At 66.4% G+C, this 26,884-nt stretch carries 25 protein-coding genes; 15 read left to right on the plus strand and 10 right to left on the minus strand.

All coding sequences use genetic code 11. From position 1 onward, the window contains the following. Both pip and panB read right to left on the minus strand, forming a co-directional pair. A complete protein-coding gene (pip, locus tag WFK36_RS05905; protein WP_336790545.1) occupies positions 1-957 on the minus strand; it encodes a prolyl aminopeptidase in 957 nt (318 codons plus the stop codon). A 37-nt stretch (positions 958-994) separates the two neighbouring features. Further along, positions 995-1,834, minus strand: coding sequence for a 3-methyl-2-oxobutanoate hydroxymethyltransferase (gene panB, locus WFK36_RS05910; protein ID WP_336790547.1), 840 nt, complete (start codon positions 1,832-1,834; stop codon positions 995-997). A 202-nt stretch (positions 1,835-2,036) separates the two neighbouring features. Here panB and WFK36_RS05915 point away from each other — a divergent pair, with 202 nt between their 5' ends. The 7 genes from WFK36_RS05915 to WFK36_RS05945 all read left to right on the plus strand — a co-directional run bounded on the left by WFK36_RS05915 (position 2,037) and on the right by WFK36_RS05945 (position 11,383). Beyond that, the gene (locus WFK36_RS05915) at positions 2,037-3,374 is read left to right on the plus strand and encodes a glutamine synthetase family protein (RefSeq protein WP_008376846.1); all 1,338 of its coding nucleotides are present in this window, start codon (positions 2,037-2,039) and stop codon (positions 3,372-3,374) included. Positions 3,375-3,386: 12 nt separating this feature from the next. Continuing rightward, complete coding sequence (locus WFK36_RS05920) at positions 3,387-6,392, plus strand: bifunctional [glutamine synthetase] adenylyltransferase/[glutamine synthetase]-adenylyl-L-tyrosine phosphorylase (RefSeq protein WP_336790550.1); 3,006 nt, start codon at positions 3,387-3,389, stop codon at positions 6,390-6,392. Between the two features lie 25 nt (positions 6,393-6,417). Then, positions 6,418-7,506 (plus strand): esterase/lipase family protein, encoded by a 1,089-nt coding sequence (locus WFK36_RS05925; protein WP_008376844.1) that lies wholly within the window; start codon positions 6,418-6,420, stop codon positions 7,504-7,506. A 98-nt stretch (positions 7,507-7,604) separates the two neighbouring features. Continuing rightward, complete coding sequence (locus tag WFK36_RS05930) at positions 7,605-8,012, plus strand: hypothetical protein (RefSeq protein ID WP_336790551.1); 408 nt, start codon at positions 7,605-7,607, stop codon at positions 8,010-8,012. Positions 8,013-8,016: 4 nt separating this feature from the next. Then, a complete protein-coding gene (locus WFK36_RS05935) occupies positions 8,017-8,559 on the plus strand; it encodes a hypothetical protein (protein WP_336790553.1) in 543 nt (180 codons plus the stop codon). 194 nt (positions 8,560-8,753) lie between these two features. Beyond that, positions 8,754-9,710, plus strand: coding sequence for a cyclase family protein (locus tag WFK36_RS05940; RefSeq protein ID WP_008376842.1), 957 nt, complete (start codon positions 8,754-8,756; stop codon positions 9,708-9,710). Continuing rightward, entirely contained in the window at positions 9,707-11,383 is a 1,677-nt protein-coding gene (locus WFK36_RS05945; RefSeq protein ID WP_336790557.1) for an AMP-binding protein, read from the plus strand. Before WFK36_RS05940 ends, WFK36_RS05945 begins: the two co-directional genes overlap by 4 nt. Before the next feature lie 58 nt (positions 11,384-11,441). Here the strand turns inward: WFK36_RS05945 and WFK36_RS05950 are convergent, their stop codons facing one another. Next, positions 11,442-12,242 (minus strand): TetR family transcriptional regulator, encoded by an 801-nt coding sequence (locus WFK36_RS05950; protein ID WP_336790559.1) that lies wholly within the window; start codon positions 12,240-12,242, stop codon positions 11,442-11,444. A 138-nt stretch (positions 12,243-12,380) separates the two neighbouring features. Between WFK36_RS05950 and WFK36_RS05955 the strand changes: the two genes are divergently transcribed. Next, positions 12,381-13,916, plus strand: a complete 1,536-nt coding sequence (locus WFK36_RS05955; RefSeq protein WP_336790561.1) for an AMP-binding protein — start codon at positions 12,381-12,383, stop codon at positions 13,914-13,916. A gap of 15 nt (positions 13,917-13,931) precedes the next feature. On the opposite strand, the gene WFK36_RS05960 is transcribed toward WFK36_RS05955, so the two are convergent. From WFK36_RS05960 to WFK36_RS05975, 4 genes are read right to left on the minus strand one after another with little or no spacing between them, the layout of a single operon-like run. Then, positions 13,932-14,507 carry an FKBP-type peptidyl-prolyl cis-trans isomerase gene (locus WFK36_RS05960; protein ID WP_336790563.1) on the minus strand — a complete coding sequence of 192 codons (576 nt, stop codon included), beginning with the start codon at positions 14,505-14,507 and terminating at the stop codon, positions 13,932-13,934. A gap of 37 nt (positions 14,508-14,544) precedes the next feature. Further along, a complete protein-coding gene (locus WFK36_RS05965; RefSeq protein ID WP_336790565.1) occupies positions 14,545-14,841 on the minus strand; it encodes an SHOCT domain-containing protein in 297 nt (98 codons plus the stop codon). A gap of 26 nt (positions 14,842-14,867) precedes the next feature. Further along, positions 14,868-15,290 carry a DUF6325 family protein gene (locus WFK36_RS05970; RefSeq protein ID WP_040519454.1) on the minus strand — a complete coding sequence of 141 codons (423 nt, stop codon included), beginning with the start codon at positions 15,288-15,290 and terminating at the stop codon, positions 14,868-14,870. A gap of 18 nt (positions 15,291-15,308) precedes the next feature. Further along, complete coding sequence (locus WFK36_RS05975) at positions 15,309-16,199, minus strand: hypothetical protein (RefSeq protein ID WP_336790568.1); 891 nt, start codon at positions 16,197-16,199, stop codon at positions 15,309-15,311. A 318-nt stretch (positions 16,200-16,517) separates the two neighbouring features. Here WFK36_RS05975 and WFK36_RS05980 point away from each other — a divergent pair, with 318 nt between their 5' ends. Next, entirely contained in the window at positions 16,518-17,816 is a 1,299-nt protein-coding gene (locus WFK36_RS05980; protein WP_336790570.1) for a cutinase family protein, read from the plus strand. A 3-nt stretch (positions 17,817-17,819) separates the two neighbouring features. Here the strand turns inward: WFK36_RS05980 and WFK36_RS05985 are convergent, their stop codons facing one another. Beyond that, the gene (locus tag WFK36_RS05985; protein ID WP_336790572.1) at positions 17,820-18,410 is read right to left on the minus strand and encodes a TetR family transcriptional regulator; all 591 of its coding nucleotides are present in this window, start codon (positions 18,408-18,410) and stop codon (positions 17,820-17,822) included. A 112-nt stretch (positions 18,411-18,522) separates the two neighbouring features. Between WFK36_RS05985 and WFK36_RS05990 the strand changes: the two genes are divergently transcribed. Continuing rightward, positions 18,523-19,500 carry a zinc-binding dehydrogenase gene (locus tag WFK36_RS05990; protein ID WP_336790574.1) on the plus strand — a complete coding sequence of 326 codons (978 nt, stop codon included), beginning with the start codon at positions 18,523-18,525 and terminating at the stop codon, positions 19,498-19,500. A 282-nt stretch (positions 19,501-19,782) separates the two neighbouring features. Here WFK36_RS05990 and glnA read toward each other — a convergent pair whose 3' ends face one another. Continuing rightward, a complete protein-coding gene (gene glnA, locus WFK36_RS05995; protein ID WP_008376831.1) occupies positions 19,783-21,216 on the minus strand; it encodes a type I glutamate--ammonia ligase in 1,434 nt (477 codons plus the stop codon). Positions 21,217-21,462: 246 nt separating this feature from the next. Here glnA and WFK36_RS06000 point away from each other — a divergent pair, with 246 nt between their 5' ends. After that, positions 21,463-22,023: an RDD family protein gene (locus WFK36_RS06000; RefSeq protein ID WP_336790576.1), complete on the plus strand. Its 561-nt coding sequence runs from the start codon at positions 21,463-21,465 to the stop codon at positions 22,021-22,023. A gap of 66 nt (positions 22,024-22,089) precedes the next feature. On the opposite strand, the gene WFK36_RS06005 is transcribed toward WFK36_RS06000, so the two are convergent. Beyond that, positions 22,090-22,713: a TetR/AcrR family transcriptional regulator gene (locus WFK36_RS06005; RefSeq protein ID WP_336790578.1), complete on the minus strand. Its 624-nt coding sequence runs from the start codon at positions 22,711-22,713 to the stop codon at positions 22,090-22,092. Between the two features lie 69 nt (positions 22,714-22,782). On the opposite strand from WFK36_RS06005, the gene WFK36_RS06010 reads away from it, so the two are divergent. The 4 genes from WFK36_RS06010 to WFK36_RS06025 are packed head-to-tail and all read left to right on the plus strand — an operon-like array spanning position 22,783 to position 26,838. Next, a complete protein-coding gene (locus WFK36_RS06010) occupies positions 22,783-23,676 on the plus strand; it encodes an SDR family oxidoreductase (protein ID WP_336790580.1) in 894 nt (297 codons plus the stop codon). Then, a complete protein-coding gene (locus WFK36_RS06015) occupies positions 23,673-24,605 on the plus strand; it encodes a patatin-like phospholipase family protein (RefSeq protein WP_336790581.1) in 933 nt (310 codons plus the stop codon). Before WFK36_RS06010 ends, WFK36_RS06015 begins: the two co-directional genes overlap by 4 nt. After that, complete coding sequence (locus WFK36_RS06020; RefSeq protein WP_336790583.1) at positions 24,602-26,083, plus strand: flavin-containing monooxygenase; 1,482 nt, start codon at positions 24,602-24,604, stop codon at positions 26,081-26,083. The genes WFK36_RS06015 and WFK36_RS06020 overlap by 4 nt, the downstream gene beginning before the upstream one ends. Then, positions 26,080-26,838, plus strand: coding sequence for an amidohydrolase family protein (locus WFK36_RS06025; protein ID WP_336790585.1), 759 nt, complete (start codon positions 26,080-26,082; stop codon positions 26,836-26,838). Before WFK36_RS06020 ends, WFK36_RS06025 begins: the two co-directional genes overlap by 4 nt. The last annotated feature ends 46 nt before the right edge of the window (positions 26,839-26,884 follow it).

A 26,884-nucleotide genomic window follows, 5' to 3' on the forward strand; every position in this document is an offset into this window, starting at 1 on the left:
TCAGGCTCGGGTGCGGGCGAAGCGGTCGGTTGCTTCCACCAGATGGTGGACGATGCCGGGTTCGAAGGATGCGTGACCTGCGTCGTCGACCACATGGAGGTCGGCGTCGGGCCACGCGCGGTGCAGATCCCAGGCGCTGCGCATCGGACAGACGACGTCGTAGCGCCCCTGGACGATGACGGCCGGGATGTGCTCGATACGGGCGATGTCGGTCAGCAGTTGGCCGTCCTCGATGAACCCGTGGTTGGTGAAGTAGTGATTCTCGATGGTTGCGAAGGCGAGGTCCTCGGGCCCTTCGTCGCCCGAGTTCGGCCGGGGCTCCAAGTAGCTCGTCATGTTCTCCCACGCCGACCACGCGTTGGCGGCACGCTGTGCGGCCTCACGGTCGTCGCCGGTGAGCAGGCGGTGGTAGGCGGCGACGAGATCACCGGAACGTTCGGCGTCCGGGATCGGCTCCAGGTACCGCTCCCACACGTCGGGGAAGATGTGCGACGCACCGCCGTTGTAGTACCAGTCGATCTCGCTGCGGCGCAGCAGGAAGATCCCGCGCAGGACCAACTCGGTGACCCGCTCCGGGTTGGTCTGGGCGTACGCGAGACCCAGAGTGGAACCCCACGATCCGCCGAACACCTGCCACGTGTCTATGTCGAGATGCTCGCGGATCGCCTCCATGTCGGCGATCAGGTGCTGTGTGGTGTTGACCGAGAGGTCGGCGCCGTCGGCGATGTGCGGACGAGACTGCCCGCAGCCGCGCTGATCGAACAGCACGATCCGGTACTTCGACGGGTCGAAGAACCGGCGCTGCTGCGGGGACGTCCCGCCGCCGGGGCCGCCGTGCACGAACACCACGGGCTTCCCGTTCGGGTTGCCGGAGCACTCCCAGTAGACCTCTTGACCGTCGCCGACCGACAGGTGGCCGGACGCATACTCCTCGATGGGTGGGTACAACGTGCGCATGCGTCCAACCTTATCGGTCACAAGCTCGGCCTATCGGTCAGTAGGAGTGCTCAGGACCTGGGAACGACGCCGATGCGACGTCGGCGGCGTACTGGCGTGCGGCGGTCCGCAGATCGTCGCCGATCGACGCGTATCGCTTGACGAACTTGGCGGTCTTGCCGTGTGTGTAGCCCGCTGCGTCCTGCCAGACGAGCACCTGGGCGTCGGTCTCGTTGCCTGCACCGATGCCGACCGTCGGGATGGTCAGCTTGCGGGTGATCTGTCCGGCGACGTCGGCCGGGACCATCTCCATGACGACCGCGAATGCACCGGCTTCCTGGACGGCGATCGCGTCGGCGATGAGCTGGTCGGCGGCGTCTCCGCGGCCTTGGACGCGATACCCGCCGAGGCCGTTGACGCTCTGCGGGGTGAAGCCGACATGCGCCATGACCGGGATGCCCGCCTGGGTCAACGCGGAGATCTGCGGTGCGATGCGTTCGCCGCCCTCGATCTTGACCGCGTGGGCGCCGGACTCCTTGAACATCCGGATCGACGACTCGAGCGCCTGCTGGGGGCCCACCTCGTAGGTGCCGAACGGCAGGTCGGCGACGACCATCGCGTGCGGCGCTCCACGCACCACGGCACGAGCGAGCGGGATCAGTTCGTCGAGCGAGACGGGAATCGTGGTGTCGTAGCCGTACACGACGTTGGCTGCGGAGTCGCCGACCAGGAGGACGGGGATCTCGGCTTCGTCGAAGATGCGGGCCGTGGAGTAGTCGTAGGCCGTGAGCATCGCCCACTTGTGACCTTCGGTCTTCCACTGGGCGAGGTGCTGAATGCGCGTGGCGCGACGGGGGCTCGGGGTGCTGGCCGAACCGTAGACGGATGCTTCCGACATGACTGCCTCATTTCTGCCTCGAGTCCCGCCTGTGCGGGTACCCGGGTTGGTGTGGACCCCTCGATTCTCCCACCGGGGTCATACCTCCGGCAGAGGCGATTCGGTGGCATTGATCACATGAGGCGCGGTCTCGAGGGGACACGCGATTCGGCAAAGTGCCGGGTGTAACACGCGCGTAATCGCGGAGCACTAGGGTTCGGGTATGGATCGCCAACAGGAATTCGTGCTGCGCACCCTCGAGGAGCGCGACATCCGCTTCGTCCGGCTGTGGTTCACCGACATCCTCGGATACCTGAAATCGGTGGCGATCGCACCGGCCGAACTCGAAGGCGCGTTCTCCGAGGGCATCGGGTTCGACGGCTCGGCGATCGAGGGTTTCTCCCGTGTCTCCGAGGCCGACACCGTCGCCAAGCCCGATCCGTCGACGTTTCAGGTGCTCCCGTGGGTCACCGACGGCCGTCAGCACTCGGCGCGCATCTTCTGCGACATCGCGATGCCCGACGGCACTCCGTCGTGGGCCGACCCGCGCAACGTGCTGCGCCGCCAGCTGAACAAGGCCGCCGACCAGGGCTTCACCTGCTACGTCCATCCGGAGATCGAGTTCTTCCTGCTCAAAGATCTGCCGCTCGACGGCACCCCGCCGATCCCGGCGGACGGCGGCGGCTACTTCGATCAGACGTTCCACGACACCGCGCCGAACTTCCGTCGTCACGCGATCGAGGCTCTCGAGTCGATGGGCATCTCGGTGGAGTTCTCCCACCATGAGGGCGCCCCCGGTCAGCAGGAGATCGATCTCCGCTACGCCGACGCACTGTCGATGGCCGACAACGTGATGACCTTCCGCTACCTGATCAAGCAGGTCGCGTTCAACGACGGTGTCCGCGCCACGTTCATGCCGAAGCCGTTCAGCGAACACCCCGGATCGGCCATGCACACCCACCTGTCGTTGTTCGAAGGCGACACCAACGCGTTCCACAACCCGGACGACCCGATGCAGCTCTCGAAGATCGGCAAGCAGTTCATCGCGGGCATCCTCGAGCACGCGAACGAGATGAGCGCGGTCACCAATCAGTGGGTCAACAGCTACAAGCGACTCATCTACGGTGACGAGGCCCCGACGGCCGCCACCTGGGGTCGTGCGAACCGGTCGGCTATGGTCCGCCTCCCGCTGTACACGCCGAACAAGGCGTCGTCGCGGCGCGTTGAGGTCCGGAGTCCCGACTCGGCCTGCAACCCGTACCTGACGTTCGCCGTGCTGTTGGCCGCCGGTCTCAAGGGCATCGAAGAGGGCTACGAGCTGCCCGAAGAGGCCGAGGACAACGTGTGGGCGCTGACGCCCGCGGAGCGTCGTGCGATGGGTTACAAGGAACTCCCCGGGTCGCTGGCCGACGCCCTCACGCAGATGGAGAAGTCCGAGCTCGTCGCCGAGACCCTCGGTGAGCACGTGTTCGACTACTTCCTCCGCAACAAGTGGGCGGAGTGGGCCGAGTACAGAGGACGCGTGACCCCGTTCGAGCTCGAGAGCTACCTACCGCTGTAGAAGGGCACAGACGTGACGAGTACCGGAGGCCGTTCGGCCGTTCCGAGTCCTGGCCGTCTGGGGCTTCTCGACGACACCGCTCGCGCGGATCTCGCGACGCTGGGATGGTCGAGTGCTGCGACGGTTGATCTCTTGTGGGCGCTGTCGCGGGCACCCGACGCCGACCTGGCGTTGCGGGCGCTCGTGCGGCTCCATGACCGTGAAGGGTCGGGGGACTGGCCGCAGATCGACGCCTTGCTGCGGTCGTCGAAGGCGTTCCGCGGTCGACTGCTGTCGGTGCTCGGCGGGTCGGATGCGCTCGCCGATCACGTCGTCGCCGAACCCGATGCGTGGCGGCTGCTGGTCGACGACGAGATGCCGTCGGCGGAGCAGTCGCGATCCGCGCTGCTCGACTCGATCGGGGCGGTCCGGGTCGACGGGACGTCGGACGACGATCTGCTGTTCCGCGCGGCGATCACCGGACCGGACGCGGTCGCGGCGCTCCGCAAGTCGTATCGAGACCAAGTTCTGATCCTCGCCGCGCACGATCTCGCGGCGACCGTCGAGAACGAGGAGGTCCTCTACCTGCCCGAGGTGGGCGGACGGCTGGCCGATCTCGCCGACGCGGCGCTGACCGCGGCCCTCGCCGTCGCGATCGCCGAAGTGGCCGGCGACAGCCCGCTCGACATCCGACTAGCGGTGGTCGCGATGGGGAAGTGCGGCGCCCGCGAGCTGAACTACGTCTCCGACGTCGACGTCGTTTTTGTCGCCGAACCCGCAGACGGAACCTCGGCCCGGATCGCGGGCGAGATGATGCGCATCGGTTCGCAGGCGTTCTTCGACGTCGACGCGGGACTGCGCCCGGAAGGCAAGTCCGGTGCGCTCACGCGGACCCTCGAGTCGCATGTCGCGTACTACCGGCGATGGGCCAAGACCTGGGAGTTCCAGGCGTTGTTGAAGGCTCGCCCGATGACCGGTGACATGGCACTCGGACGGGACTATGTTGCCGCGACGTCTCCGATGGTGTGGGACGCGTCCGAGCGCGACGACTTCGTCCCCGAGGTGCAGGCGATGCGCCGCCGGGTGGAATCCCTCATTCCCGATGAGCACAAGGCCCGCAACCTCAAGCTGGGCCGTGGCGGCCTGCGCGATGTGGAGTTCGCCGTCCAACTGCTGCAGATGGTGCATGGACGAGTCGACGCATCGTTGCGCGTGCAGTCCACGGTGGACGCCCTGGACGCGCTGACAACCGCGGGTTACATCGGGCGCGACGACGGCGCGAACTTCTCGGCGTCGTACCAGTTCCTCCGTCTGCTCGAGCATAGGATCCAGCTGCAGCGTCTGAGCCGGACCCATCTGCTGCCCGAGCCCGACGACGAGCCCGCGATGCGGTGGTTGGCGCGCGCTGCGCACATCCGGCCCGAAGGAAGCCGCGATGCCGCCGCGGTTCTCCGTCGTGACCTGCGGAAACAGATCACGCGCGTGCGGCAGTTGCATGAGAAGTTGTTCTACCGGCCACTGCTCGACGCGGTGGCGCGGCAGGACAAGGGGCTCCTGCGGCTCACCGACGACTCGGCCAAACGTCAGCTCGCCGCGCTCGGCTACGCGATGCCCGACCGAGCGTTGGCCCACATTCGGGCGTTGGCGTCGACCCCCGGACGTACCGGTGCCATTCAGTCGATGATCCTGCCGGGACTGCTCGAGCACATCTCCGACACGCCCGATCCGGACGCGGGCCTGCTGAACTATCGCAAGCTCAGCGAGCAGATGGGCACCACGGCGTGGTACCTGCGGCTTCTCCGCGACGATGGCGTGGTCGCCGAGCGGCTCATGCGGGTGCTCGGGACAAGCGAGTACATCGCCGACCTTCTCATGCGGTCGCCCGATGTCATCTCGCTCTACTCGACGGGAGCGACGGGCCCCAAGCTCATCGAGGTCGACTCGGCCGACGTGGCGAAGGGGCTGCGCGCGTCCATGCGTCGTGCGCCGGACCTGACACGGGCGATCGCCGTCGCGCGGTCTCATCGCCGGGCCGAACTCGCACGCATCGCGTCGGCCGACATCCTCGGACTGATGACCGTCCAGCAGGTGTGCCGGGCGCTGTCGACGGTGTGGGCCGCCGTGCTCGACGCGGCGCTGGAGAAGGTGATCGAGGAGTCGCTGCAGGGTGCGCCCGCACCCGCCCGGCTGGCTGTCATCGGCATGGGCAGGCTCGGCGGAGGAGAACTCGGCTACGGCTCGGACGCCGACGTCATGTTCGTGTGCGATCCCGTCGACGGTGCGGATGAGGCCGACGCCGTGAAGTGGGCGCAGAAGGTGTGCGAGCAGGTCAGGACCATGCTGGGCACGCCGAGCGCCGATCCGCCACTCGAAGTCGACATCGGACTCCGACCGGAGGGGCGGAACGGGCCCGTCGTCCGGACGCTGGCGTCGTATGCGGCGTACTACGACCAGTGGGCGCAGGCATGGGAGGTGCAGGCGTTGCTGCGAGCTCACACCGTCGCAGGCGATGCCGACCTCGGTCTGTCGTTCCTGCACATGATCGACCGGACCCGTTACCCGGCAGGCGGTGTGTCGCCGGACGCGGTCCGCGAGATCCGCCGCATCAAGGCACGTGTCGACTCCGAGCGACTGCCTCGCGGTGCGGACCCTGCGACGCACACGAAACTCGGACGAGGAGGGCTCGCTGACGTCGAATGGACCGTCCAGCTGACCCAGCTGCGGTACGCGCACGAGTATCCGTCCCTGCACAACACCTCGACGTTGGAGACGCTCGACGCCATCGCGGCGGCCGAACTCGTTCCGGTCGACGAGGTCAAGATCCTCACTGAGGCGTGGCTCACCGCGACGAAGGCGCGGAACGCGTTGGTGCTGGTCCGCGGCAAGCCCGTCGACCAGCTTCCGTCCCCCGGCCGGCAACTGCGTGCAGTGGCCTACGCCGCCGGCTGGCCGCAAGACGAGGCGTCGGAGTTCTTGGAGCACTACATGCGGGTCACCCGACGCGCCAAGGCCGTGGTGCTGGAGGTGTTCGGGAGCTGAGGTCGGCGGTGGCTACCATGGTCGGATGCCTCCGAAGAACCTGAACGAGTTCATCGGCGACCTCGTGACCCTGCCGCTGGCGGCGGCGCAGAAGATCACCCAGCCGATCCTGCAGGCGGCGAACTCGGTAGTTCAACGGTTTCCGCGTGAACTGATCAGTCTCGGCGGTGACGCGGACGACCCGACGGGCAAGGTTGTCTACGACTTCTTCGCCGGCATCGGGCCCGAACTCGCGCATCCAGGGGGAAGCCTGCCCGGCGCCAACCGGTGGGACGATCCGCTCGACCCGGCGCACCCGATTCCGGTGATCCTCGCGCACGGAACGGCTGGCGGCGGCCAGACGAACTGGGGCACCTACGTCCCGTTGCTCACCGAGGCGGGCTATTCGGTGTTCACGCTGACTTTCGGCGCCATCCCCGGGTCGCGGTGGCCGATCTCGGCTCTCGGCGGCATGACGACGATCGAGGAGAGCGCAGCAGAGTTCGGCGCGTTCGCCGAGAAGGTCATGGCGGCGACCGGATCGGACAAGGTACACGTCGTCGGTCATTCGCAGGGCACGCTCGTCCCCAACTATTGGGCACGCTTTCTCGGCGGGCACGACAGGATCGGCAAGTACGTGTCCCTGGCTCCACTGTGGGAAGGCACCACTGTGCTCGACGGGGCGACCGGAATCCTCAGCCGTTTCGGCTTCGACCCCGCCGGGGTAGTCCCGTGCCGTGCGCTACCGCAGATGATGGACGATTCGGAGTTCATCGCCACGATGAACGCCGACGGCGGGCCGTACGTCCCCGGCATCTCGTACACCAACATCTCGACCGTCCACGATGAACTGGTGCACCCGTTCACCTCCGGACAACTCCCGGGACCGGACGGCGTCGACGTCACCAACATCGTCCTTCAAGCCGGCTGTGTGAAAGACCTGTCCGACCATCTCGGCATCTGCGGATCTCCTCGCGCGGCGGCGTTCGTCCTCAACGCGCTCGACGACCATCCGAGCCGAGTGGTGCCGTGCCAGGTTGTTGCTCCCTTCTTCGGTTCGCCGCTGTTGCGGCGCACCGGCGGTGTGCCCGACTTCATCAAACCGTTCGCGCCGTCGACTACACCAGACAGATGAATCTGCTGGTCGGACCGGTGGACATCCTGTCCAACGACATGTTGGCCGAGAGGTTTCAGGCGTAGGTTCTCACGATCGACCTACACCGAGGAGTCGCCATGGGCCAAGCATCGCACCGGTTCGAGAACGCGGCCGGATTCCTGCAGACGAGGCTGTCGCCGTACCGCGTCGCCGAACTCGCGCACCGTCAATCGCCGCCGACGCCGACGCCGATGCTCCGATATCTCGGCGGCGGCAACGGGTGGCTGCAATTCTCGATCCGGGGAATGGGCGGTGTCACCGAGTACATGACCTTTGTGGTCAACATCGACAGCACGATGGTCGGATGTGACTTGAAGACCGACATCATGTCGTTCACCACGTCGCAGGACAAGATCGGGTTTGTGCCTGCAGGCCGAAAACAACTCGTCGGCTACAAGCAGTACCGGGCATTCTTCGACCGCCTCGCCCGAGAGGTGCTCGCCGAGGACCCGACGGCCCGCGCACACTTCAGTGAAGTGGGTTGAGTCGATGGACAGTCTGATTCCGGTTGTCATATTCCTCGTCATCTTCGGCGTACCGCTGCTTCAGGTGGCGATGTGGTTGTTCGCGTGGAACAAGCTGCGCAACACACCGCGTGCTGAGCTCACCGAGTTCCATGCGACGGCGCGCCAGGACGGTAGCGTTCCCGAACGCCCAGACGGATTCGGGATCCCCGCACCTGCGCCGCTGCCGCAACAGGCTTTCGGTCCAGGCTACGGGCATCCAGGTCCGGGAGCGCCGACGCTGCCGGGTCGGAGCTTGGCACAGCCGATGCCTCAACAGCCGATGCCCCAACAGCCGATGCCCCAACAGCCGATGCCTCAGCGGCCGATTCCTCCGCAACGGTTCGGTCGCCCGCCGATGCCTCACCCGGCCGGCCCGGCGATGGTCGGCCCGCCTCCGATGGGGCCTCCACCGACGGGACCGCGACCGATGGGACGGCATCCGATGGGGCCGGTCAACGGTGTACCGCCGCGGATGCCTCCACCGCCACCTCCGCCACCTCCGCCGCGCGTGCCCCCGACTCTCTGAAATTCGCCACTCGAGCAACCCGCGAGGATGCGCCCGCATCCTCGCGGGTTGCTGTCTGTGGGGCCTTCTACCTGCGTATTCGCGGAACGTTTCGGTGAACCCTTGACAATCGCCGCCGGACGGGTGACTGTGGTCACACCTGAACAAACCGAACGCTCGGTGGGCGAGTGTTCATTCCCTGGAAGGTGACACCCATGACCGATGCTCCTGACCTTACCGAGCTTCTGGCCGACTCCCCGTCGAACTGGGGCAAGTGGGGACCGGACGACCAGGTCGGTTCGCTGAACTATCTGACGCCGGAGCAGGTCGTGGCCGGCGCGGCCCAGATCCAGAAGGGCGAGCTGTTCACTCTGCAGCGGCTCATCGGTGACCCGAACGGCGATCCGGTGTGGCCCGGCCGTAGCCCCGCCACCCGCGAGATGATCCTGGACGAATCACACTGGGACGAGGGCGGCGACGGGCCGGCCTTCCCCGGCGGACTGCACTACGCCGATGACAAGCTGAACGCCTTCCTCCAGGGATCCACGCAGTACGACGCTCTGGGACACGTCTGGTACGACGGCAAGATCTGGAACGGCTACGACGCCCGCACCACCATCGGCGGTCTCGAGAAGGCCAGCGTCGAACCGATCGCACAGCGGGGCGTCGCAGGCCGGGCCAACCTCCTCGACATGGCGCGCTTCCGCGGCAAGGACTACCTCGAACCGGGCGAGACGTTCACGCACGAGGATCTCATCGCTTGCGCGGAGGCGCAGGGCACGCCGATCGCCAAGCGCGACATCCTGATGATCCGAACGAATCATCTGCAGCTGTTCTTCGAGAAGGGCGATGCGTTCTATGAGGACTTCTGCGAGTCCGGTCTGGTGTACTCGCCTGGACTCGTCGAGTGGTTCCAGGACATGGAGATCCCCAACCTCGTCACCGACACGATCGCCAACGAGGTCACGTTCGATCCGAACAGCGGTGTGGCCCTTGTCCTGCACAATGCGCTGATGCGGAACCTGGGCGTCACGTTCACCGAGATCTGCGATCTCGAGAAGCTCGCCGCAGACTCGGCGGACGACGGTCGCTACACGTCGTTCTACGTGGCGGCGCCTCTCAAGATCCACCGTGCGACGGGGTCTCCGGTCAACCCGGTGGCGATCAAGTGACGGTGTACACCGACCGACCCTGGCTCGCGCTCTACTCGCAAGGCCGGCCCGCCGACATCGCACTCGCCAACGAGTCGGCTCTCGCGATCTTCGTGTCGGCGGCCACTGAGGCGGCGGACGCGCCCGCGATCAAGTACTTCGACGGTGTGCTGACCTATGGCGAGATCAACTCCGCGGCCGACGCTCTGGCTGCGTCGTTGATCGCCGACGGATTCGCACCGGGTGACCGTCTGGCGCTCTACGTCCAGAACGATCCCGCATTTGTGATCGGGTTGGTGGCGGCGTGGAAAGCGGGCGGTGCAGCGGTCGCGGTGAACCCGATGAATCGGCAGCGTGAACTCGCATACCTCCTCGAGGATTCGGGTGCCGTCGCTCTGCTCGCACTGAACGAGCTCTACGACGACGTCGCGCGCGAGGTGGTCGCGGAGGGAACCACCGCGGTGCGGACGGTCGTCACAGTGTCCGCGCTCGACGGGCAGGCACGCGACGATCGTCGTGTGCTCGGTGGACAGACGTCAGACGTCCCAGCCGGAACGTCGTCGCTGACGGCGATCATCGCGGAGCATGACGGGTCGGCTGTACGGCCCGCGGCCGCACCGACGGCGGACGATCTCGCCGTCCTGACGTACACGTCGGGGACGACGGGAAAGCCGAAGGGCGCGCTCAACACTCACGGGAACCTTGCTTTCAACGCACAGACCTATCGCGACTGGATGGGCCTGACCGGAGACGACGTGGTGCTCGGCGTCGCGCCGCTCTTCCACATCACCGGTTTGGTCGGGCACGTGATGATCGCGGCGCTGCTCCGCGCTCCGCTGGTACTGACTCACCGGTTCGCGCCGGACGTCATGGTCGAGGCGATCTGCGAGCATCGTCCGACATTCACCGTCGGAGCGATCACCGCGTACATCGCACTCGCCGACTCCGGTGGCGCGGAGGCCGGCGACTTCGCATCGTTGCGGGCGCTGTACTCCGGTGGTGCGCCGATCGCACCTGCGGTCGCCGACCGTCTCGAGAGAGTCTTCGGGGCCTACATCCACAACATCTATGGCCTCACGGAGACCAATTCGCCGTCGCACGCGGTCCCGTTCGGTGTCCGTGCGCCAGTCGACGCCGAGTCGGGGGCACTCTCGGTCGGCGTGCCCGTGTTCAACACGGTGGTTCGAGTGATCGACGACAACGGCGACGACGTTCCCGTCGGAGAGGTCGGGGAGTTCGCGACGTCGGGGCCGCAAGTGGTTCCGGGGTACTGGAACCGACCCGAGGCGACAGCGGAGTCGATGCCGGGCGGGGAACTCCGGACCGGCGACGTCGGATTCATGGACACGGACGGCTGGTTCTACCTGGTCGACCGGAAGAAGGACATGATCAACGCGTCCGGGTACAAGGTGTGGCCCAGGGAAGTCGAGGACGTTCTGTACGGGCACCCGGCAGTCGCGGAGGCCGCGGTCGTCGGTGTGCCGGACGAGTACCGCGGTGAGACGGTCAAGGCGTTCGTCTCGCTCCGGCCGGGAGCGTCGGCGACGGGGGAGGAGATCGTCGAGTTCTGCAAGGCTCAGATGGCGGCGTACAAGTACCCGCGGTCAGTGGAGATCATCGCCGAACTCCCGAAGACTGCCACCGGAAAGGTGCTGCGCCGGACGCTGCGCGACGAGGTCATCGCACGCTCCTGAGCCGATCGCACCATCGACACTCCGCCCGACACTCTCCGTCGGGCGGAGAGTCGTCGGTTCACTCTCCCGCGAGCCGAAGACCGAACTGTCGATAGAGGCGTGCGATAGTCGTGGGATCCGCGGTCGGGTCGAGGCGGCAGACGCTCCCGCACAGGTCGACGACGGCGCGCGCAGTGGCCGACGGATCGTCGACTCCGATCTCGTCGACCAGCCGCTCGACGTTTCGAACCAGTCGGTCCGACGAAGACTGCACTCGTGCCTTGTCGGTGGGATCGACATTCGCCTGATCGGCCAGGACGATCAGCATCACGTCACGACGTGTGGCGGCGAACAGTGCGACTGCTTCACACACATTGCCGAACGACACTGTGGGGGAGTCCGCATCGGCGGCAGCGGCGTCGGTGTGCGCGGCCAGCTCGGCGTACGCCAGGTCGAACACCGCCGTCAGCAGCGACTGCTTACTCGGGTAGTGGTGATAGACGCCCGCCGCGCTGAGGCCGGCCTCCGCCGCGATCGTGCGCATCGTCGCACCGTGATAGCCGACGCCGACAAAACATCGGATCGCCGCTGCAAGCGCAGGGTCGAGGTCGCGGTCGGGAAAGACCCGCCAATCGAACGCCGGAACGGCGTCGTCGACCCGAGTCGGGGAGACGATCTCGGCGAGCGATTCGACGGTCGTCCCCAATTCGGTCGCAATCGTGGTGAGTCGCTCCGCGCTGACCATTGTCTTGCCGGTCTCTATGCCGCTCATCGTCCCGACGCTCACACCGATACGTCGCGCCAGCTCGCGCATCGAGATCCCGGACAGCTCACGCGCCGGCCGGATCATCAGCTGCGCCTGTGTCGGCGGATCGGACATGCGTCAACCGTAGTTGGCCGCAACCGATCTCGGGTGCGACCCGGCCGTGAAACCCCAACGCGGACACAGCGTCGGAGCCTACAATCGCGGTGCGAGAGCCGACTGTCACTGACGACGGGGAATGAGAGCAGCACGCTGATGATCGACGACGCGGCCGACCTGACGCGGCCGACTTCGGGCCTCGAGATGTTCACCGCGACTGTCGCCGCCGGTGCGGATCGGCCGATGGTCCGATACCTCGACACGACGCTGACGGCGCGAGAGATCGACCTGTTCTCCGATGACCTCGCGCAGCGGTTCCTCGACGATGGTTTCGGCCCCGGCGATCGTGTGGCAGTCCTCTGCCAGAACGATCCGGGGTTTGTCGTCGCAGTGATCGCGGCATGGAAGGCGGGCGGGACGGCTGTCCCGCTGAACCCCATGTACACCGAGCGTGAGCTGGCGTTCGCGTTGGTCGACACCGGTGCACGTGCGCTCGTCTGCCTCGACGAGCTGTACTCGGCCGGTGCGGAGCCGATCATCTCCGGCGGAGACACCGACGTGGTGACGGTTGTGCTCACGTCCGCTGACGACTGGCGGTCGGCTCCCGAGTCGCCGAGTTCGGCGCGGATGCGCAGAGCACCGGCGTCGGACGATCCGGCACTCCTGCTCTATACGTCCGGGACGACCGGCGTCCCCAAAGCGGCAGTCATCACGCACGGAAATCTGACGGCGGCCGCCGAACTTTATCGACTGTGGACGTCGATCACCGCGGACGACGAAGTCCTTGCGATCACGCCGCTCTTCCACGTCACCGGAATCGTCGGACATCTCGCGCTGTCCTTGCGGGTGGGCGCGCCGTTGATTCTGTCTCACCGATTCGACGCGACACTCCTGGTGCAGGCGGTGCGCGATCATCGGCCCGCGTTCATCGTCGGCGCGATCAGTGCGATAGTCGCGCTTGTCGACGCATCCGACGGGGCCGACGACTTCCGGTCGGTGAAATGGATGGCGACCGGCGGCGCCCCCGTCTCGGCGGCCGTCGCCTCCCGGGTGACAGCGCGCTCCGGCCGAGAGCTCAGCATCGTGTACGGATTGACCGAGACCACGTCGCCTGCGATCGCCACCCCGATAGGCGAAGTCGGGCGAATCGATCCGGAGTCGGGAGCACTTTCGATAGGCGTGCCACTCGCCCCCACACGGTGCAGGATCGTCGACGACTCCGGCACGCCCGTCGGCCCAGGCGTGGTGGGCGAAGTGGAGATCGCCGGACCACAGGTGAGTCCCGGTTACTGGCGTGACGGGGCGGTCGTGGACGGCCCCGTCGACGGAGCACTGCACACCGGCGACGTCGGGTTCTGCGACAGCGACGGCTGGGTGTTCCTCATCGATCGGCGCAAGGACATGATCACCACAGCCGGCTACAAGGTGTGGCCGCGTGAAGTCGAGGATGTGTTGTACCGGCATCCCGCAGTCGCCGAGGCCGCGGTGGTCGGCGTGCCCGACGACACGCGCGGCGAAGTGGTCAGCGCGTTCATCGCTCTCGAGTCCGGCGCCACCGCGACCGTCGCCCAGATCGAGGCGTTCGCCGCGACACAACTCGCCGCCTACAAGCGGCCGCGGCGATTCACCGTCGTCACCGAACTGCCGAAGACAGCGACAGGCAAGGTCCTCAGGCGCGAACTGCGCGGCTGACCCCGATGCTCGACGTCAGCTCGCGTCGAGGATGGACAGCGCGAAGATGAGAGTGTCGGTGCCCTGAATGTCTGCGGCGGGTTGTCCACTCGGCCCGTACCCGTCAGCCGGTGTCATGGCCACGGCGACCTTGGCGCCGACTTTCTGGCCGATGAGCGCCTGGCCGAACCCGGAAACAACGCCCGTGGGCGAAAACGACGCGGGCGATCCCGACTCGAACGCGCTGTCGAAGATCTTGCCGTCGCGCCCGTTGACTCCCGCGTAGCAGACGCTCACGAACGAGTCCGCGGTGACATCGGCACCGGTGCCCGGAACGAGTGTCTTGACAGTGGTCTCACCGACTTCGAACTCTCCGTTCACCGTGATCAGCGGAGCCTTGGCGTCCGTCGGCGCGACGACCTCCATGGAACCCTTCGTGCCCTGCAGCACCCAGTCGGCCTGCGTCGTGGACGCGGGCACATCGGTCGGGCACGTGGTGGGAGCCGCCGTCGGTGACGTGGTCTCGGATGCGGAGTCGTCTGTCGACGAACAACCGGTGAGAACGAGCGCAGACGCTGCGACGGGGACCAGGATCAGGGGCTTGAGCTTCATGATCGGCAAGCGTACCGGCGGCGGGTCGCCGGGCCGATCAGAGGGCGAGGATCTGCGCCTTCTTCGCTTCGAACTCAGCGTCAGTGAGGATGCCGGTGTCGCGGAGCTGACCGAGCTGTGCGAGTCGGGCGAGCTGGTCGTCGATGGTGCCTGCAGTAGGCGCGGGCGCCGGTGCGACCGGTGCGGCAGCCACGACAGGAGCAGGTGCGTGAACAACCGGCTGCGCGGCGGCGGTCGCGTCCTGATGCGCCCATCGCTGCTGCTGGCGGCGCTGAACGCGGCCGTGGACTGAGCTTGCGACGGCGGCACGTGCAGCGGTCTTGAGGATGCCCATGAATTCGTCTCCTTCGGTCGGGATGGTCAGGCGTCGCCGAGGGCGGCGTCGAGATCGTCGGTGGACACGGGACCGGAGGCGACGAGACGAGCGCCTGCCGCGTTGAATGCGGCAACCACCGGAGCCATCGTCAAGTCTTCGTACACGATGACCGCTCCGACCGAGCCGGGGGTGAGGGCATCGGCGACGGATGCGAGGTCGTCGGCATCGAGCAGGTCGCTTGCGGCACCGTCGAAGTCGCCGAAGTCGAGGCCGTCGACCACGCCGAAGTCGTGTGCGGGGACGGTCGTGACCCCTGCGTCGTCCCGGCGGAAGAACTCGATGTCGACGATGAAGACGACACCGGCGTCGACACGCTCCAGCAGAGCGGCGAAACCTCCGGCGGACACGGCGCCGTCGGGGAACTCGATCACGAGGTAGTCGACAGGTCCGACCGAAGGGCTGTTCATATGCGACACAGTAAACGGTCAGTGGCAACGTCCGCCGGGAAGGCTGTCGAATTCGGCCTTCAACCACTCCGCGACCTTGTCGAGCGTCGCTGTTCCCGCTTCGAACGTCATCCTCGGAGTGTGGGTGCTGGCCGAGACGGCGACTTGCGAACCGTCGTGGAGAGTCACGACGCCGATCTGCCGAACCACGTACCCGCCGTCTGCGTCGGGTCCCCACCCGCCCTTGACGGCGGTCCGTTCGTCCCCGAGTCGTCGGACGCCCCATTCCTGCACATCGGCGACGTCACGCATGAGTTCGAGGATGTGGTCACTGCCCGTCATACACGGAAGATTCGCCGTCCAGGTGCCGGAGTCGGCAAGCGACCACTGTGTCTCGCCCAGCATCGGATGTGTCGAACCGCGATGTGGAGGCGGGACGGTGACCGTGTCGCCGCCTTCGCGGAGCACGTCGGCGAGAGCCTCGGAAGCCTCCGCGGGGGTGCCGAGCGATTTGGTGAGGATCCGGGCGGAGTTGTTGTCGGAGTCGACGACGGCGTTCGCCTCGGTGCGGCTCATGCCGTGCTTGCGTTCAGCAGCCAGACCGAGAGGCGCCTTGATCGTGGACCACGCATCATGGACGGTCTGATCGCCGAACAAGAGCGGCGTGCCGCCTCCGACGGGAACGATGGCCACACCGACCGGGGTTCGGAAGCGGAGAGCGTCGAATGACGCGTTCAGTCGAGCCTCGATGTCAGCGCGCGAGCGTGTGGTCGGCGGGGCGGTAGGTGAGGGACCACCGTGGTCGCGTCGGAGGACAAGGAACGCCCCGACCGCGACTGCCACGATCGTGACGACGGCGAGAGCCACGACGATCGGTGTGCGCCGCGACTCGGTGCCGTCATCCGACGGTGCGCGATGCCGTCCGCTCATCTCGTCCCTTCGGTCATCGAACTCTCCACGTGATATTTAGGGTTCGACGCTAGCAGTCTCGTGAGTGTCGGTCCGAATGCGCGGAATGTTAGCTGGCTATGGTGAGGTGTCCGTCACAAGGTGCACGTCGCAGTTTTCCATCGGGTTAACGGCGTGATTCAGGGTCGGTGTGCCTCATGTCGCGACCTTGCGAAACCCCCTCCCAGATCTCGGTTAGTCGACCCTAACTGTTTACATGGGGGACGCCGATCTGCCGAGTGCTGCGCATCACTGTTTTAACTATATGCACCGGTGTCGGCCCGAAATACGCTCTGCCGCATGAAAATTCGGAGACCGGGGATACTCGTGCCGCTTGCGGCGGGACTTCTGCTCCCGCTGCTGCCGACCAACGTCGGGATCACGTCGGCGGCACCGAACTGCCCGCGGGTGATGGAGTTCTCCACCGGAGGAGCGGCGCAGCCCGACGGCATTCGACTCGGTGCGATGGGCAAGTCGGTTCCGGCCGACACGCAGCGAACCAAGGTTCGCTACAGCGCGAGCATCTCGCCGGTCGGGGGCAACATCAGCGGGGCGGAGTCGACTGCGGAAGGTGAACGGAACCTTCGTGGTGCGGCACGTTCGTTCCGCGCACGATGCCCTGGATCGCATATCCGCCTGGTGGGCTTCTCTCAAGGGGCCCTCGTCACCGGCAATGTGTGCAACACCTTCGACTCGGATCCGGTGATGTCGCGCAACACGAGTTGCGTCCTCTATTCCGATCCACGTAGGCCTGATCCGGTCCGACCCGGAGTCATGGCGATGCTGCCGTCGTTCGTGCCCGGATTCCCGATGATGGGGCCACGGCCGCAGACCCGGAACATCCCTGTCACGCAGGTCTGCCAGACCAACGACGGGATCTGCGCTGCGCCCAATCCGATTCTCGACCCGATCGGCTTCATCAACAACCTTCTCGGCTACCTCGTCTACGGAGCGCACGGCGACTACTTCGCCGCACCGCACACCGTCGACGACGGTCGGCTGCACACGGTCCGGCGTGCACCGTACATCCCGACCGCGGACGTGCCGAGGCCCGCGCCGGGGCTTCCGACGCCCTACGACGTGTTCGACCCTGTCAATCGGCTGCTCATCACACCGGCGCCGATCGCGACGACGTATCGACCGACACCGCTGGCCGCGTACTTCCCGCCGATCGTCGCGTGGGTGCTGCCGCCACGAATCGGTGCCGTTGTGCTTCCTCCGATCGTGGATCTGCAGGCGATCCTCGTCGCGGTTGTCGAGGTGGTCGATGCCGTCGTCGGGACCGTCGCCGACGTCGTCGACGCGATCGTCGTTCCTGAGGTCGGTGTGGCCGAGCAGGTTCCGTTGCCTCCGGTGGTCGTACCCGACGTCCAGGATGCTGAACTGGCGGCGGGGCTGTCGGCTCCTCTCGTTCCGGGGGACGGGGCTGAAACCGTGCTTCCCCGGGTGTCAGAGGTCGCGTCGAACGTATTCGGCCCGACGGCGGGCGACGGTGCCGACATCGACCGGATGGTTGCGCTCGTGGGAGCCCCCGTGGCGGGTCTCCCGATTGATCCGGCGTTCACCGTTCCGGCGGAAGCGCCGCTCGCCGACGCGTGAGGGTCAGCCGGCGGCGGGGACCTGTACCTGGGCGAACATGTCGTCGATGATCTCGGCGAGAGGAGTGGCTCCGTCACTCTGACTCCATGTGCGCAACGCGACGTCGAAGCAGGTCAGGGCGGTATTGATGGTGATGTCGGCGAGGCGGCGCGGATTGCTGTCGGTGATGGACTTCTCAACGTGCGGCATGAGCGCCACCGCCCACGCGATGTGTCGCTCGAGGTTCTTCGCACGAAGCTCGGAGCTCGACGAGATGATCCGCATGATCTGCTTCCACGAGTCCGCCACCAAGTCCATCTCGACGCCGGCGCCGCGGAACGTGAGCCGCAGCGCCTCCCATGGACTTCCCGGGTGCGAGAGGTAGGCGTCGACGACTGCCTGTGCCGTCGGCATGCGGCTGCCGAACACCACGTCGTCCTTGTTGGGGAAGTAGCGGAAGAAGCTGCGCGAGGAGATGTCGGCGGCCCTGGCGATGTCGGCGACGGTCACGGCGTCGTAGCCGTGTTCATCGAACATGTCGAGGGCGAGGTCGGCGAGTGCGCACGTCACGGCTTCGCGTGCGCGTGCCCTCATGCCCGTTCCCTCTGGAGTCATGCATCGGAGCCTATCAGTGACAACAACGGCACTCGATGACGTACTTGTCATAGTATGACAGCGGACGTACGGTGGAGGACGACCACAGTCAACCGTTGAGAGAGGCCAGCCGATGCGCGCCGTCAAATACCCCCAGTTCGGAACGCCGGAAGAGATCCTCGGCGTCGAGGACATCCCGACTCCCGAGCCGGGCCCCGGCGAGGTACGGGTCCGCGTCGTGCTGTCGCCGATTCACAACCATGATCTCTGGACGATCAGGGGCGAGTACGGCTTCAAGCCGGAACTGCCGGCGCAGGCAGGTACCGAGGCCGTCGGCGTCGTGGATGCGCTCGGCGAAGGCGTCGACAATCTGGCGGTCGGGCAGCGCGTAGCGACCGGGCAGAAGTTCGGCGCCTGGGCTGAGTTCTTCGTCGCGAAGGCGACAGGGCTGATTCCGGTCCCGGACACCCTGTCCGATGAGGACGCCGCCCAGCTCCTCGCGATGCCGTACTCGTCGATCACGTTGCTCGACCAGTTGAACCTCAGCGCGGGTCAGTGGCTCATTCAGAATGCGGCGAACGGTGCGGTCGGCCGCACGCTTGCTCAGCTCGCAGCGGCCCGAGGTGTCAACGTGATCAGCCTGGTCCGTCGAGGCGCAGGAGTCCAGGAGCTCGCCGCCATCGGAATCGATCGTGCGGTCGCGACCGATGAGGAGGGATGGCAGGACAAGGTGCGTACGATCGTCGGCGACGCGCCGATCATCGCGGGTGTCGACTCCGTCGGCGGTCGCGCGACGGGCGACATGATGCAGTTGCTCGGTGAGAACTCGACGCTCATGGTGTTCGGGGCGATGGAGTCGCCGGTCGTGAAGATCCCGTCGGGTGACCTCATCTTCAAGCAGGCCACCGTCAAGGGCTTCTGGGCCAGCACGGTCAGCGCCACCATGGACCGGAAGCGGAACGCCGAACTCATGGCCGAGCTCATCGACCGCGTCGGCGCGGGCGAACTGACCCTGCCTGTCGAGGCGGTCTACCCCTTGGAGAAGGTCCGCGACGCCGTCGCCGCCAACGCGACCGCGGGCCGTTCCGGCAAGATCCTGCTCAAGCCGTAGTTTTTCGCCGTCTAGCCTGGTGTTTGGTGGCAGCAGCTGACATCAAACACCAGGCTAGAGCTAACTCGCTGACGCTAGGTTTCGCGTCGCGACGATGCTGGGCTGCATCGTTCTGGCGTCGGCATGGGATTGTGCGGGCTGCGAACTTCCGCCACCGACCGGGTGTTGTACGGCTCAACGCAGACAAGTCGACCCGCTCGGCAATCGGGAAGTGATTGCGGAGCGGGTCGACTTCACTGCGTACTCACTGCGGACTGACAGGCAGTCCTAGCAGGTTAGAGATCAGCAGTCGTAGTACAGCGAGAACTCGTACGGGTGCGGACGGATCTGCACCGGCATGATCTCGTTCTCGCGCTTGAGGTTGATCCAGGTCTCGATCAGGTCCTCGGTGAACACGCCGCCTGCGGTCAGGTAGTCGTGATCCTGCTCGAGGCGATCGATGACCGCCGCCAGCGACGTCGGCGCCTGCGGGATGCCCTTGGCCTCCTCCGGCGGGAGCTCGTAGAGGTCCTTGTCGACGGGCTCGTGCGGCTCGATCTTGTTCTTGACGCCGTCCAGGCCGGCCATCATCATGGCGGCGAAGGCCAGGTACGGGTTGCCCGAGCTGTCGGGGCAACGGAACTCGACGCGCTTGGCCTTCGGGTTGTTGCCGGTGACCGGGATGCGCACGCAGGCACTGCGGTTGCGCTGGCTGTAGACCAGGTTGATCGGTGCCTCGTAGCCGGGAACCAGACGCTTGTACGAGTTGATCGTCGGGTTGGTGAACGCGAGCAGCGACGGTGCGTGGTGCAGGATGCCGCCGATGTAGTGACGCGCGATGTCCGACAGTCCGGCGTAGCCCGACTCGTCGTGGAACAGCGGCTTGCCGTCCTTCCACAGCGACTGGTGGGCGTGCATGCCCGAGCCGTTGTCGCCGAAGAGCGGCTTCGGCATGAAGGTGACCGACTTCTGGTTCTGCCACGCCGTGTTCTTGATGATGTACTTGAACAGCTGAACGTCGTCAGCGGCGTGCAGCAGCGTGTTGAACTTGTAGTTGATCTCGGCCTGGCCGCCGGTGCCGACCTCGTGGTGACCGCGCTCGAGCTCGAAACCCGAGTTGGTCAGGTTGGTCGACATCTCGTCGCGCAGGTCCACGTAGTGGTCGTACGGTGCGACGGGGAAGTAACCGCCCTTGGGGCGAACCTTGTAGCCGAGGTTCGGGGTGCCGTCGGGGTTGGTCGGCGATGCGGAGTTCCACCAGCCCGACTCCGACTCGACCTCGTAGTGGGTCGAGTTCATCTCGGAGCTGAACGAGACGGAGTCGAAGATGTAGAACTCGGCCTCGGCGCCGAAGAAGCAGGTGTCGGCGATGCCGGTCGAACGCAGGTAGTCCTCGGCCTTGCGGGCGACGTTACGCGGGTCGCGGCTGTAGGCCTCGCGCGTGAACGGGTCGTGGACGAAGAAGCTCACGTTCATCGTCTTGGCCTTGCGGAACGGATCGATGCGCGCGGTCGCCGGGTCGGGCAGCAGCATCATGTCCGACTCGTCGATCGACTGGAAGCCACGGACCGACGAACCGTCGAATGCCAGGCCCTCGGTGAAGACGTCTTCGGTGAATGCAGCGGCGGGGATGGAGAAGTGCTGCATTGTGCCCGGCAGATCGCAGAAACGGATGTCGACGTACTCGACACCGGATGTGCGGATTCCTTCGAGCAGCTCTTCGTTCGTGTTGTACACGGTTGGCCTGACTCCTTACTGAACATCCGACCAGAACCTCTGGTCGCATTCCGAGGCCGCCGTGATGCGACGGCACCGGATCTCACCAATGAAATCTATGGAGGTGAGGTTGCCCGTGCGTCAAGCGAATGTTTCCGCCGTGTTACGTCACGGACGACGTGTTACAGATTAGCTGTACTCGGGGCGTGTGCGTGTGGCGTCGGCCACCGAACTTGGTGTTCGCTGCACGCTGACTACGATGAAGGCATGACTTCACGCGGTGACTCCGGATCCACTCGACGTGCCGCGGGGACGTGGCTGTCGGGGCCACAGATCCCGGGTGCCGAAGGAAACCGGTTCCGCGGTGAAGATCTCGGACTTCCCGAGTCGGGCGTCGGTGCTCTCGCCTCGGGCTGGCAGCGACTCGCAGGCATCATCGCCGACTGGCTGATCGCGGGCGGCGTCGCCATCCTCATCGTCGGCGTTCGTGGCCCAGAGGGGATGGCCAGCGGTTTCGAGATGACGATGCGCGCTGCGTCGCCGGTCCAGGCGATCATGTGGTTCGTCATGGGTCTGATCGCCGTGAGTCTGTTCGGTTTCACGCCGGGCCAGTATCTGGCCGGTATGCGCGTCGCACGCGTGGACTACGGCGCGAAGCGGAACGCGGCGGAGGCCGCAGGCACGGAGCCGCGGGCGGCCGTCGGCTTCGTCCGAGCTCTGGTCCGCCAGGTGATCGTGTTCTTCGTCGTCCCGGCCCTCATCGCCGACCTCAACGGACGCAGCATGCACGATCGCGCAACCGGAACGGCGCTCGTCCGCACTCGCTGACCCTCTGACCTCTCAACTTCGGCACTGTCTGCCGCGCCATGCGCGGTAGGGAGTGCCGAAGTTCTCTCACATCTCGTGCAGCAGCGCGGCCACGGCGGTGAGGATGCTGATCGCGGGCTCGACGGACACTCGGGGGTCGATCGCGCGTTGCACGCTGAGGCCGATGCCGGTGCTGAGAATCAGGTCGGCGATGTCGTGCGGCGTGCCGAATGCGTCGCTGATGGCCAGGGAATCGCCGAACACTCGGGTCAGCTGCGCCGCGATCGTCTCGCTGATCTCGTAACGGAGGGTCGCGATCGACTCCTTGACGTCCGGATTGTTACGGGCGAGGGCGGCGTACTCGAACTCGAGCATCGTCCACTCCATGTCGCCGAGGGACCGTCGAAGCCAGTCGGCGAGACCGTCCACGAATCGAATCGGGTCCACCTCGCCGTCGCCGGGCGCCAGATCGGCGATCTCCGCCATCTTCTCGTCGTGGATGTCGACGAGAACGGCGCGGCACAGCGTCGGCTTGTCCTTGAAGTTCGAGTAGACGGCGCCCTTCGAATAGCCTGCGGCCTCCGCGATCGCGTCGAGGCTGGTGGCGGCGTATCCGTCTCGGAGGAACGCGGTCCGCGCAGTCGTCACCAGATCGGCGACGGTCTTGGCTCGTCGGTCCGATCGGCTCATGCGTGCGGTCTCCGGTGGCATGGGATCATCATAGCGTCCGCATACCGAGGGTATTGACATACTTGCAGTATCTGAACAATGATCGTTGACATGATGAAGCTGCCATTCCTCAACTCGTCCAATCCGGCGATCGACGTCGACGGCGCCGTCGTCGTGATCACCGGCGGCGCCCGCGGCATCGGTGCGGCGACCGCCGAACTCTTCGCCAGTCGCGGAGCGCAGGTGTGGATCGGCGACGTCGACGCCGACGTCGCCGCACAGACTGCGGCCCGACTCGGCATCCGTTCGGCCCACGTGGATGTGACGTCTCATTCGTCGTGGACGGGATTCGTCGAGACGGTGATCGGTGAAGCGGGACGAATCGACGTTCTCGTCAACAACGCCGGCGTGATGCCGGTGGGCCCGTTCGAAGACGAGTCGGACGCGACAACGGACCTGATGCTCGACGTGAATGTCCGTGGTCTCCTCCTCGGCATGCGGGCAGTATTGCCGCTGATGCGCGATGCGGGTGTCGGGCACGTCATCAATGTCGCCTCGTTGGCGGGAATGATCCCGCTGCCGGGGATGGTCACGTACAACGCGAGCAAGTACGCCGCGCTCGGAGCGTCCCTGGCGGCGCGCCGCGAGTACGACGGCACCGGAGTCACTGTGTCGGCGATCCTGCCGTCGGCGGTCCGCACCGAACTGGCATCCGGAGCCAAACTGGGTGGAGTCCTGCCGACAGTCGACCCGGAAAACGTCGCGCGCGCCATTGTCCGCAGCGTCCGCGTCCGGGCGCCCCGGACCTCCGTGCCCGGTTGGATAGCGCCGGGCTGGGTGCTCGTCGACGCGTTCGTCCCCGAATTCATCGAGCGAATCGCTCGGCGCTTCGCCGGGGAGCGCCAGGCCATGGCGTTGGATGCCGGGGAACGTCGCGCATACCTCGACCGGATCGACCGCCAGTCCCGTGATCATGCGGCAGACAAGTCGGAGGCCGGCGCATGACCCGCACCGCACTTGTCATCGGCTGTGGCGGCACCATCGGCGGTGCATGGACCATCGCCGCGTTGCATCACCTCGTCGACCAGACGGGCTGGGATCCGGCGTCGGCGTCGATCCTCCAGGGGACCTCTGCCGGAGCGGAGATCGTCACCATGCTCGCGGGCGGGCACAGCGTGGCCGATCTCGTCGCGATGCAGCAGGGGAATCCGCCGAACTCGGTGCTCTGCGGCCATCTCGCCGACTGCCCATCGTCGCTTCCGAAACTGCCCGCACCGGCGTTGCCGAGCCTGTCGGCCCTTCGAGCTGGGGGTCCGGGGCATTCGCGACTGACGGGTGTGGCCCCGCGGGGTCGTGGTGACACCGCCTGGCTCCAGCGTCTCGCCGACGCGTCGACCGGGGGTCGGGAATGGTTCGAGCGCGACGGGGTACGGCTTGTCGCGTACCGACCCGAGGACGGCGAACGCGTCGCGTTCGGCGCGCCGGGGTCACCCGCTGCGACGGCAGGCCAGGCGCTGCGCGCGTCGTGGGCGATCCCCGGTTGGATGCCGCCGGTGGAGATCGACGGTCGCACGTACGTGGACGGCGGAGCGGCGTCGACCGCATCGGTTGATCTCGTGGGGCCCGACGACGCAGACCTGATCTATCTCCTCGCGCCGATGGCGTCGGCGGGGGCGGTCTCCGGGCCGGGTGTCGGCGGAGCCCTCGAGCGGTTCCTCCTCCGCAAGCCGATGTCGACCGTGATGTGGCGAGAAGTGGAAACGGTCCGGGCACGCGGCACCGAGGTCGTGGTGATCACGCCCGACGCGCGTGACCTGCGTGGCCTCGGTCCCAACTTCATGGCGCGCGACAAACGCGCCGAGGCCTTCGAGCAGTCGATGATCTCCGCGGCCGACAGCGTTCGCCGTGCACTCGACGAGGGAGCAGTCGCATGAGCAGTCGCAGGGAACCGCGCATCGTCGTCATCGGTGCGGGCGTCGCGGGCATCGCCACGGCCCACCATCTCGACCGTGCAGGATTCACCGACTTCGTCGTACTCGAGAAGGGCTCAGACGTCGGGGGAGTCTGGTACTGGAATCACTATCCCGGACTGACCTGCGATGTGCCGTCGGAGATCTATCAGTTCGCGTTCGCGCCCAAACCGGATTGGTCGAGGATCTGGGCCACCGGGCCGCAGATACAGCAGTACCATCGCGACGTCGTCGAGCAGTTCGGTCTCGCCGACCGGATCCGCCTCGACACCGAGGTGGTCTCGACAGTCTTCGACGACGTGTCGGGGGAGTGGACGGTCACCACCTCGGCGGGCGACGTCCACGTCGCGGACTTCGTCATCTGCGCGACGGGTGTCCTGCACAACCCGGCGTACCCCGACATCGACGGCCTCGACACGTTCGACGGACCCGTCGTGCACACCGCGCGCTGGGACGACGGTCTGGTCACCGCGGGGAAGCGCATCGCGGTCCTCGGCACGGGTTCGACGGGCGTTCAGGTGGTGTCCGCACTGCAGCCGGAGGCGGCCTCGGTGACCCACTTCGTCCGCTCGCCGCAGTGGATTCTGTGGGCGCCGATGCATCTCCCTGCGGTGCCCGGTGTGGCGAGGCTCTTCCGCGCCGCGCCTGCGATTCAGGACGCGCTCCACAGTGTCCTGCTGAAAGGGGCCGGCATCCTCGTCGACGTCGTCACAAAACCGACCTGGCGTCGCCGCGCCGTGCAGAAGTACGCCGAGCTCTCACTGCGCGCGCAGGTGGGATCGGGTGCGCTGCGCGATCAACTGACCCCTGACTATGAGCCGCTGTGCAAGCGACAGGTCCTGTCCGGGTCGTACTACCGGGCGATCAACGCGCGCAACACCGAGGTGGTCAGCTCAGGCATCAACCGAGTGGTCCCTGGCGGCATCGTCACCGAGGACGGCCGTACCCATGACATGGACGTGATCGTTCTGGCGACAGGCTTCCGTGCGCACGACTACATGCGTCCGATGAACGTCGTCGGACGCGACGGTGTGCGGCTCGACGACGCCTGGAACGACGGTCCGCGCGCCTACCGGATGACCGCGATTCCAGGCTTCCCGAACCTGTTCACGGTGCTCGGTCCCAATTCGCCGACTGGTTCGATCTCACTGCAGCACTCCGCGTCCAAGACCGCCACGTACATCATCGCGTGGTTGGAGAGGTTCCGGTCCGGCGACGTCGACCAGGTCGAGGTGACCGAGGAGGCGACGGCCGAGTTCAACGCGCAGGTGGCCGAGGCGATGGAACCGACCGTGTGGAACACCGGCTGCAACTCTTGGTATCAGACCGGGTCGGGGATCGACCTGTGGCCGTTCGACAGGCGGACGTTGGACCGCATGCTTGCGGCTCCTCAGGAGGAGCATTTTGTCGTGCGGCGATCAGGAATCGTCGAGGCACGGTGACTCGCCGACTGTTCGACGCGCATCTGCACATCGTGGATCCGCGTTTCCCGCTTGTCGAGAACAGCGGATACCTGCCGCCGCCGTTCACCACCGCGGACTACATGAGCCGGGTCGGCGACCTCGGCGTGCAGGGCGGCGCCGTGGTGTCCGGGTCGTTCCAGGCTTTCGACCAGGCGTACCTTCTCGACGCTCTGGCGTCTCTGCCCGGCGAGTTCGTCGGCGTCACCCAGATTCCCGCAGACACCCCTGACGCGCGGATCGTCGAGTTGGACGGCCTCGGTGTGCGGGCGGTCCGGTTCAACGTGCGACGCGGGGGATCGGCGTCCCTCGACGAACTCGAGTCGTTGGCGTGCCGCGTCCACGCGCTCGTCGGTTGGCACAGTGAGCTGTACATCGACTCGAACGATCTGGCAGCACTCGCGCCGACGCTCCGCAGACTTCCCGCGATCAGCATCGACCACCTCGGCTTGTCGGCGGATGGATTCACCGACGTGCTGAGGCTGGTCGACTCCGGCGTCCGAGTGAAGGCCACCGGGTTCGGCCGTGTGGAACTCGACCCGGTGACGGCGATGCGTGCGATCGTCGACGTGGACCCCGGGGCGCTGATGGTCGGAACGGACCTGCCGTCGACACGTGCCCCGCGCCCGTTCGTCGACTCCGATCTCGACCTGGTTCATGAAGCGGTCGGCGACGACCTCATCGACGATGTGCTCTGGTCCAACGCCGCGCGCTGGTACCGGGTCGTGGGTAGGTAATGGCGTAACCGGAACCCTGCGTCGGTCCGCGAACTAATCTGACTGG

It is taken from the genome of Gordonia malaquae (genome assembly GCF_037148075.1).
Lineage (GTDB): Bacteria > Actinomycetota > Actinomycetes > Mycobacteriales > Mycobacteriaceae > Gordonia > Gordonia malaquae.

Excerpts from the sequence above, each read along its gene's own strand:
- WFK36_RS05935 (WP_336790553.1), top strand. The coding sequence starts at position 8,017 with ATGGACAGTCTGATTCCGGTTGTCATATTCCTCGTCATCTTCGGCGTA.
- WFK36_RS05960 (WP_336790563.1), bottom strand. The coding sequence starts at position 14,507 with ATGAAGCTCAAGCCCCTGATCCTGGTCCCCGTCGCAGCGTCTGCGCTC.
- WFK36_RS05985 (WP_336790572.1), bottom strand. The coding sequence starts at position 18,410 with ATGACTCCAGAGGGAACGGGCATGAGGGCACGCGCACGCGAAGCCGTG.
- WFK36_RS06000 (WP_336790576.1), top strand. The coding sequence starts at position 21,463 with ATGACTTCACGCGGTGACTCCGGATCCACTCGACGTGCCGCGGGGACG.
- WFK36_RS05980 (WP_336790570.1), top strand. The coding sequence starts at position 16,518 with ATGAAAATTCGGAGACCGGGGATACTCGTGCCGCTTGCGGCGGGACTT.
- WFK36_RS05915 (WP_008376846.1), top strand. The coding sequence starts at position 2,037 with ATGGATCGCCAACAGGAATTCGTGCTGCGCACCCTCGAGGAGCGCGAC.
- WFK36_RS05955 (WP_336790561.1), top strand. The coding sequence starts at position 12,381 with ATGATCGACGACGCGGCCGACCTGACGCGGCCGACTTCGGGCCTCGAG.
- panB (WP_336790547.1), bottom strand. The coding sequence starts at position 1,834 with ATGTCGGAAGCATCCGTCTACGGTTCGGCCAGCACCCCGAGCCCCCGT.
- WFK36_RS05965 (WP_336790565.1), bottom strand. The coding sequence starts at position 14,841 with ATGGGCATCCTCAAGACCGCTGCACGTGCCGCCGTCGCAAGCTCAGTC.
- WFK36_RS06020 (WP_336790583.1), top strand. The coding sequence starts at position 24,602 with ATGAGCAGTCGCAGGGAACCGCGCATCGTCGTCATCGGTGCGGGCGTC.
- WFK36_RS05930 (WP_336790551.1), top strand. The coding sequence starts at position 7,605 with ATGGGCCAAGCATCGCACCGGTTCGAGAACGCGGCCGGATTCCTGCAG.
- pip (WP_336790545.1), bottom strand. The coding sequence starts at position 957 with ATGCGCACGTTGTACCCACCCATCGAGGAGTATGCGTCCGGCCACCTG.
- WFK36_RS05990 (WP_336790574.1), top strand. The coding sequence starts at position 18,523 with ATGCGCGCCGTCAAATACCCCCAGTTCGGAACGCCGGAAGAGATCCTC.
- WFK36_RS05925 (WP_008376844.1), top strand. The coding sequence starts at position 6,418 with ATGCCTCCGAAGAACCTGAACGAGTTCATCGGCGACCTCGTGACCCTG.
- WFK36_RS05940 (WP_008376842.1), top strand. The coding sequence starts at position 8,754 with ATGACCGATGCTCCTGACCTTACCGAGCTTCTGGCCGACTCCCCGTCG.
- WFK36_RS06015 (WP_336790581.1), top strand. The coding sequence starts at position 23,673 with ATGACCCGCACCGCACTTGTCATCGGCTGTGGCGGCACCATCGGCGGT.
- WFK36_RS06010 (WP_336790580.1), top strand. The coding sequence starts at position 22,783 with ATGATGAAGCTGCCATTCCTCAACTCGTCCAATCCGGCGATCGACGTC.
- WFK36_RS06005 (WP_336790578.1), bottom strand. The coding sequence starts at position 22,713 with ATGCCACCGGAGACCGCACGCATGAGCCGATCGGACCGACGAGCCAAG.
- WFK36_RS05975 (WP_336790568.1), bottom strand. The coding sequence starts at position 16,199 with ATGAGCGGACGGCATCGCGCACCGTCGGATGACGGCACCGAGTCGCGG.
- WFK36_RS05950 (WP_336790559.1), bottom strand. The coding sequence starts at position 12,242 with ATGTCCGATCCGCCGACACAGGCGCAGCTGATGATCCGGCCGGCGCGT.
- WFK36_RS05970 (WP_040519454.1), bottom strand. The coding sequence starts at position 15,290 with ATGAACAGCCCTTCGGTCGGACCTGTCGACTACCTCGTGATCGAGTTC.